The organism is Streptomyces sp. AC558_RSS880 (assembly GCF_019049255.1).
In the GTDB taxonomy this organism is placed as follows: domain Bacteria; phylum Actinomycetota; class Actinomycetes; order Streptomycetales; family Streptomycetaceae; genus Streptomyces.
In genome coordinates, this window is the sequence record NZ_JAGMUJ010000040.1 from 251,649 (window position 1) to 258,128 (window position 6,480).

At 72.9% G+C, this 6,480-nt stretch carries 8 protein-coding genes and 2 pseudogenes; 5 read left to right on the plus strand and 5 right to left on the minus strand.

All coding sequences use genetic code 11. The features are described from left to right. Positions 1-54 precede the first annotated feature (54 nt). Complete coding sequence (locus tag KUM38_RS17975; RefSeq protein WP_217130390.1) at positions 55-423, minus strand: GntR family transcriptional regulator; 369 nt, start codon at positions 421-423, stop codon at positions 55-57. 71 nt (positions 424-494) lie between these two features. On the opposite strand from KUM38_RS17975, the gene KUM38_RS17980 reads away from it, so the two are divergent. After that, positions 495-1,424 carry a GNAT family N-acetyltransferase gene (locus tag KUM38_RS17980; RefSeq protein WP_217130391.1) on the plus strand — a complete coding sequence of 310 codons (930 nt, stop codon included), beginning with the start codon at positions 495-497 and terminating at the stop codon, positions 1,422-1,424. Beyond that, positions 1,405-1,905, plus strand: coding sequence for a DUF402 domain-containing protein (locus KUM38_RS17985; RefSeq protein WP_217130392.1), 501 nt, complete (start codon positions 1,405-1,407; stop codon positions 1,903-1,905). Before KUM38_RS17980 ends, KUM38_RS17985 begins: the two co-directional genes overlap by 20 nt. 55 nt (positions 1,906-1,960) lie before the next feature. Here the strand turns inward: KUM38_RS17985 and KUM38_RS41920 are convergent. Further along, a pseudogene (locus tag KUM38_RS41920) lies at positions 1,961-2,117 on the minus strand (SAM-dependent methyltransferase); the annotation flags it as partial. 138 nt (positions 2,118-2,255) lie between these two features. Here KUM38_RS41920 and KUM38_RS42930 point away from each other — a divergent pair. Next, positions 2,256-2,390 carry a hypothetical protein gene (locus KUM38_RS42930; RefSeq protein WP_302181231.1) on the plus strand — a complete coding sequence of 45 codons (135 nt, stop codon included), beginning with the start codon at positions 2,256-2,258 and terminating at the stop codon, positions 2,388-2,390. Between the two features lie 192 nt (positions 2,391-2,582). Continuing rightward, a complete protein-coding gene (locus tag KUM38_RS17990) occupies positions 2,583-3,629 on the plus strand; it encodes a lytic polysaccharide monooxygenase (RefSeq protein WP_217130393.1) in 1,047 nt (348 codons plus the stop codon). 173 nt (positions 3,630-3,802) lie between these two features. Here the strand turns inward: KUM38_RS17990 and KUM38_RS17995 are convergent, their stop codons facing one another. Then, positions 3,803-4,249, minus strand: coding sequence for a MarR family winged helix-turn-helix transcriptional regulator (locus KUM38_RS17995; RefSeq protein WP_217130394.1), 447 nt, complete (start codon positions 4,247-4,249; stop codon positions 3,803-3,805). A gap of 81 nt (positions 4,250-4,330) precedes the next feature. Here KUM38_RS17995 and KUM38_RS18000 point away from each other — a divergent pair, with 81 nt between their 5' ends. After that, positions 4,331-4,705, plus strand: coding sequence for a cupin domain-containing protein (locus KUM38_RS18000; protein ID WP_217130395.1), 375 nt, complete (start codon positions 4,331-4,333; stop codon positions 4,703-4,705). Between the two features lie 64 nt (positions 4,706-4,769). Here the strand turns inward: KUM38_RS18000 and KUM38_RS18005 are convergent, their stop codons facing one another. Next, positions 4,770-5,852, minus strand: a complete 1,083-nt coding sequence (locus KUM38_RS18005; RefSeq protein WP_217130396.1) for a S1 family peptidase — start codon at positions 5,850-5,852, stop codon at positions 4,770-4,772. 242 nt (positions 5,853-6,094) lie between these two features. Further along, a pseudogene (locus tag KUM38_RS41925) lies at positions 6,095-6,480 on the minus strand (slipin family protein); the annotation flags it as partial.

Consider the following 6,480-nt stretch of genomic DNA (forward strand, 5'->3'; position numbering starts at 1 on the left):
TCAGACCCCCGCCGCCACGGCGCTCACCCGGCAAGCCCCGCAGGGAACCGGCGCTCAGGCCCCGTAAGCCGCACGCAGCGCGTCCCGCACGGCAGCCAGTGCCTCCTCCTCACCGAGTCCCAGCCGCCGCGCCCTGGCGGCATAATCCTGCGCCGCGGAGGCCAGCTCCCGCTCCGCCGCCGCCCCCGCGGCGGCGATCAGCGTCCCGTTGCGCCCCCGCGTCTCGATCACCCCGTCCGCCTCCAGCGCCCGGTACGCCTTGGCCACCGTGTTCGCGGCGAGCCCGAGCGTCTCGGCCAGCCCGCGCACCGTCGGCAGCCGGTACCCCACGGGCAGCGCTCCCGACCGTGCCTGCTCGGAGATCTGCGCCCGTACCTGCTCGTACGGGGGCGCGCCGTCGTCGATCCGGATCTTCAAGGTCACGGCCCGATTGTCGCGCACCCCGGCGGAAAACAGGAGGCGCCCCGGGCGCGTCCCCCGTAGCGTGCGTCCCCATGACAGTGATCGTCCGCGATCTTCGCCCCGACGCCCGCGCCGACCTCGAGGGCTTCGCCCGCGTCCGGCACGCCGCGCTGCCGTTCATCCTCGTCACCCCGGAGTCCCTGGCCCACGACCTCACCCGTCTCCACCCCGACGCCCACTACCGTCCCCTGGTCGCCGTGGCCGACGGCGAGGTGATCGGCACGGCGCAGGTGCATCTGACCCACGAGAGCTCCGAGCCGGGCCAGGGCAACATCAACGTGTACGTGCACCCCGAGCACACCCGCCGGGGCGCCGGGACGCTGCTCGTGCGCGCCGCCGAGGAGCACCTGGCCGCGCACGGGGCGACCAGGCTGTTCGCCTGGGTGGTGGACCGGCCGGGCAACCGCGCCTTCGCCGAGGCGCACGGCTACCGGGCGAGCCGCTCCGCCCACTTCCTCCGCCTGGACCTGGCGAACGGCGCCCTCCCCCCGCTCCAGGATCCGCCGCCGGGCGTGGAGCTGCGCCCGGGCTCGGACTTCGCCGGTGACCCGCGCCCGCTGTTCGAGCTGGACGCGGAGACCACGGCGGACGAACCCAGCGACGTGGACACCGAGTTCACGGACTACGAGGCCTGGCTGGAGGAGACCTGGCGGCACCCCCTGTTCAGCCCCGGGCTGACCACGGTGGCGGTGGTCGACGGCCGTCCCGCCGCGTTCTCCGCGGCCCGCACGGACGGCGGCACCCGGTACGGCACGGTCATGACCGGCACCGCCCGCGCCCACCGGGGCCGGGGGCTGGCCAAGCTCGCCAAGAACGACTCCCTGCATCGCGCCCGCGCGGCCGGGTACACGGAGGCGTTCACGGGCAACGACACCGGGAACGGGCCGATGATCGCGATCAACCAGTGGTTCGGGTACGAGATCTGCGGGACGGAGGTGCGGTATGTCCGCGCACTGGGCTGACGGGCCGACGCGGGTGGAGGTCGTCCTCGTCAAGGCGGGACGCATGAAGATCCGCTATCCGGCCGAGCTGCTCGCCGACGACGGCACCCGCGTCACCGTGCGCGCCCCCTGGGCGGGTGACGGCGTGCGCGACTTCGGCTTCGTCCGCTTCGAGCCCGGTGACGTCTTCACGGAGCACTACTGGCGCGACCGGTGGTACTCGGTGAAGGAGGTCCGTACCGCCGACGGCACCCTCAAGGGCCACTACTGCGACATCACCCGGCCGGCCGAGCTCTCCGGTGGCCGACTGGTCGTCGAGGACCTCGACCTGGACCTGTGGGTCTCCGCGGACGGCGCGGACGTACGGCGGCTGGACGAGGACGAGTTCGCGGCGAGCGGTCTCCTCACCACGGATCCCGAGGCGGCCGCCGCCGCGGTGGCCGCCCTCGACGAACTGGACACCCGGGCCCGCGAGGGCGGATTCGGCGCGCTGCTCGTCTGAGGGCGCCGGATCAGTCCGGGACAGCGACCACCGCGTACCGCTCGTCGTCCACGTCCCGGCCGCTCCGGCAGCCAGGCCCGCAGCCGGGCCGTCCAGGCCGCGCGCACCTCCGGGTCGCGCAGCCCGTGGTCCGGTTCCTCGTCGAACGCGGCGGCCGCCCCGTCCCGGTCGACACCGTGCGTGCGCGTCCCGTCACCGTCGTGGATCGTCATGGCCCCAGAGTGACACCCGCCACTGACAATCGATTCGTGACAGCGGCCACAGACAGAACAGGACCGATGAGGAACTCTCCCCCGAAAGGTCTACCTCCGTGAGAACGCGGAACCCGGTGGACCCTGAAGGAGGCAGCCATGCGCCGTGTCACCGTGCAGAAGCCCCCGAGGAAGACGGACGCCCACCGGGCCCGCGAGGAGGCCGACGAGCGCCCCGCGGGACGACCCGAGGTCCGCAAGGACATCGCCCGCACCTGGTGGCCCGACGGCTGACCGTCCGGGCACCCGCCTGATCCGGGCACCTACCTGATCCCAGCCTGAGCACTCCCTTAACGCGGCCATAAGGATCTCTCCCCAGGGCCTTCGGCAGCCGATTTCACCGGTTCGGGGGGCTAGTTTCTGAGCCACCCCACGGGATTCACCCCCACCCCGATCCAGTGATCGCTGTCGAGGAGTTGCTGCCCCATGCCCGCACGCCGCAAGGCCGCTGTCGCCACCGCCGTCGGTCTCGTTCCGCTCGCCCTGACCGGGCTGTCCGCCGCACCGGCGTCCGCGCACGGTTCCATGGGCGACCCGGTCAGCCGGGTCTCCCAGTGCTACGCCGAGGGCCCGGAGAGCCCGAAGTCGGCGGCGTGCCGGGCGGCGGTCGCGGCCGGCGGCACCCAGGCGCTGTACGACTGGAACGGCATCCGCATCGGCGACGCCGGCGGACGCCACCAGGAGCTCATCCCCGACGGCAAGCTGTGCAGCGCCGGCAACGAGGCGTTCAAGGGGCTCGACCTGGCCCGCGCCGACTGGCCGGCGACGAGCGTGAGCAGCGGTTCGCACACCTTCAAGTACCGCGTGACCGCCCCGCACAAGGGGACCTTCAAGGTGTACATCACCAAGCCGGGCTACGACCCGTCGCAGCCGCTGGCCTGGGACGACCTGGACCTGGCGAACCCGGTGGCGACCTCCACCGACCCGGCCGCCTCGGGCGGCTTCTACACCTTCACCGGCACCCTCCCCGAGCGCTCCGGCACGCAGCTGCTGTACGCGGTGTGGCAGCGGTCGGACAGCCCGGAGGCGTTCTACTCCTGCTCGGACGTCACGTTCGGCGGCAGATCCCAGGCGGGTGGGAACGGGGCCGGCGACGGTGCGGCCGCCGACTCGGGTGACACCCCGAAGGAGGCCGCCGCCCCGGCGCCGACCGCCTCCGCCCCGTCCGAGGAGCAGATCGAGGACGGTGCCGACAAGTCGACCGTCGAGAACCACGGGCACGGCGACGACGACCCCCACACCTCGGCGGAGCCGGCCGCGGCGGACGACGACACCGCCCCGGAGGCCGCCGACGACGGCACCACCGCCAACCAGCCGAAGGCGGCGGGATCGTCGCAGAACCTCGCGGAGACCGGCGGCGACGGCAACACCCCGTACCTGATGGTCGGCGGCGCCGCGGCGCTGGCGCTCGGCTCGGCGGCGCTGTTCGCCTCCGCGCGGCGGCGCACGGCGACCGGGCGGCACGGCCGCTGAGCCCGGTTCGGGGCCCTGTCCGGCGGCTCAGGCCGGACAGGGCCCCGGTGCGCGCGTCCGCGTGGACACGTGTCGGTCGCACACGGAGGCGCGGGTGGCGGGCTCGGTGCGGGCCGGGCCGAGGGCGCAGGCGGCCTCGCCGTACGGCAGCCCCGGCCTCCGCCGACCGGACGTCACCACACGGGACGAATCGGCCCCCCGGGCGCGATGCGCAGCAGCTTTCGCGCCAGCTCGCGCACCTCCGCCTCCCCCAGCGTCTCGCCCCAGGCCCGTACGGCCTCCGCCGCCGCCTCATCGGCCGCCCGGGTGCAGGCCCACCCCGCCTCGGTCAGCACGACGAGCCTGGCCCGCGCGTCCTCGGGGTGCGGGCGCCGCTCGACGTACCCCTTGCGCACCAGCTCGTCGACGAGCTGACTCGCGGCCTGCTTGGTCACCCCGAGGTGGACCGCGAGGTCGGTGACCGTCGCGCCGTCCGGGGCGAGCCGGGTGAAGGCGAAACCGTGCGCGGGCCGCACCCCCTCGAAACCGCGGGCGACCACCCCGTCGTGGATGCGCCGAGTGAGCTCGCCGGCGGCGGCGAGCAGGGCGGCGGACAGGATGACGGCTTCGGAGTTCTGCACGGGGAGATTCAAGCACCTTGACGAAACAGTCAAGAAGCTTGACCATATAGACAAGCTGCTTGACTACTTGAGGAGACCGTCGTGCCCGTCGTCCGCCCGTCCGATGCCGTCGTCCACGAGATGCACGGCACCCGCTTCGTCGCCCACGCCACCCCGTCGACCGGCAGCAAGGAGCTGTGCGCCTGGCGGGGCGAGATTCCCGCCGGGACCCGGGCGCCCGCGCACACCGTCAGCCGGGAGGAGATCTTCCACCTGCTCGCCGGCGAACTGCTGATCGCCCTCGACGGCGCCACCCACCGCGTCACCGCCGGCGACACGGTGATCATCCATCCCGGCGCGACCCTCGCCGTCGAGAACCCGGCCGCCGAGACCGCCGTCTCCTGGGTCACCACGTCCCACGGCCTGGAGGCGACCCTGGCCGACGGCACGCGCGTCGTGCCGCCGTGGACCGACTGAGTTCCGTCTCGTACGACGGCCCGCCCCTCCACACGGAGGGGCGGGCCGTCGTACGAGGTGGGGTTCAGCCGATCTGGGTGCCGGTCGCCGAGAGGGCCTCCGTCACCGGCTGGAAGAAGGTCGTACCGCCCGACGTGCAGTCGCCACTGCCGCCGGAGGTGAGGCCGACCGCGCTGCTGCCCGAGAAGAGCGAGCCGCCGCTGTCGCCGGGCTCGGCGCACACGTCGGTCTGGATGAGACCGTTGACGATGTCGCCGTTGCCGTAGTTCACGGTGGCGTCCAGACCGGTGACCGTGCCGGAGTGCACCTGGGTCGTGGATCCGCTGCGGGTGACCCGCATGCCGACGGTGGCCTCGGCGGCGCCGGAGATCGCCTGCGTGGAGCCGTCGTAGAGGTTCACCTCGCTCGGGTGGGCGACGTCGGCGGTGTACTTGACCAGGCCGTAGTCGTCGCCCGGGAAGCTGGACGCCGCGTTCTCGCCGATCACGGTGCCCGAGGAGTCCGACCAGGTGGAGATCCCCTCGGTGCAGTGCCCGGCGGTGAGGAAGTGCGGCTCGCCGCCCTTGACCACGTTGAAGCCGAGCGAGCAGCGCCCGCCGTTGCCCGTGATGGCGTCGCCGCCCGCGATGAAGGGCTTGTACTCGCCCTTGGTGCGCCGGAGTTCGGCCTTGGCTCCGAGGGAGTCGACGACCTTCGTCAGCTTGGCCCACTCGGCCTCGGAGACCGTGCGGTCCGCGGTGACGACGACCTTGTTGGTGGTCGGGTCGGTCACCCAGGCGGTGCCCGGGACGGCGGCGTCCTGCTCGAGGGTGGTGCGCGCGCTCTTCAGCTCGGCGAGGGAGTTCGCCACGACTCTCGCCCTGGCGCCGGCCGACTCGACGGTCTCGGCGGCGGCCTCGTCGAGCACGTTCACCACGAGGGCCTTGCTCTTCGCGTCGTAGTACGTTCCCGCCGCGTCGGCGCCCAGGTCCTGGGCGAGCGTCGAGGCGAGCTTTCCGGCCGCTCCGATCGAGAGGGTCCGGGGCGCGGAGTCCGCCGGGGTCTCGCTGGCGTTCGCAGTCTGGAAGGTGACCGCGCCGGCGGCCAGTGCGGCGATGCCCGCACCCGCCACGACCGCACGTCGCCTGGATATGCGTCGGTGCTTCAACTCGCGTCCTCCTGTGGGGGGTCGGCCCGGGAGGTTGTGGGGACCTGGCCGGACCGGAAGGCGTACGGTCACGGGGGCAGAACACAAGAGAAGCCACGCCCGTGCCGGTCGAACGGCGCCTACTCTTCCGAACCCCGCGGGGAGCACACAAGGTCGACTTCAGGACGCGCGTACGACAACGACCGCGCGCCCCCTATGTCCTGACAGGGCATGGACACGCAGGACGGTTCACACCGCAAACGCTACGAGGGAGTAACCGGCGGTACGGTACGCGGAAGTCGATCTTGGCTTGAATTCGACCCCTCACGGTCCGGATCCATGAGCGGCGCGGCGGGCTGACGTTGCTCCCGCACCGGTTCCGGTACCGGCCGTGAAGGTTGCCGCGCGGCCGTCGGCGCGGGTTGCTGGGCCCGTTCGAGGAAGCGGAGGAGTTCGACCGGGAAGGGCAGGACGAGGGTGGAGTTCTTCTCGGCGGCGACGGCCACGATGGTCTGCAGCAGGCGCAGTTGGAGGGCGGAGGGAGTCTCCTCCATCTCCTGGGCGGCCTCGGCGAGTTTCCTGGACGCCTGGAGTTCGGCGTCGGCGTTGATGACGCGGGCCCGGCGTTCGCGGTCGGCCTCGGCCTGGC

Coding starts and splice junctions, on each gene's coding strand:
- KUM38_RS17980 (WP_217130391.1), top strand. CDS start 495: ATGACAGTGATCGTCCGCGATCTTCGCCCCGACGCCCGCGCCGACCTC.
- KUM38_RS17985 (WP_217130392.1), top strand. CDS start 1,405: ATGTCCGCGCACTGGGCTGACGGGCCGACGCGGGTGGAGGTCGTCCTC.
- KUM38_RS42930 (WP_302181231.1), top strand. CDS start 2,256: ATGCGCCGTGTCACCGTGCAGAAGCCCCCGAGGAAGACGGACGCCCAC.
- KUM38_RS17990 (WP_217130393.1), top strand. CDS start 2,583: ATGCCCGCACGCCGCAAGGCCGCTGTCGCCACCGCCGTCGGTCTCGTT.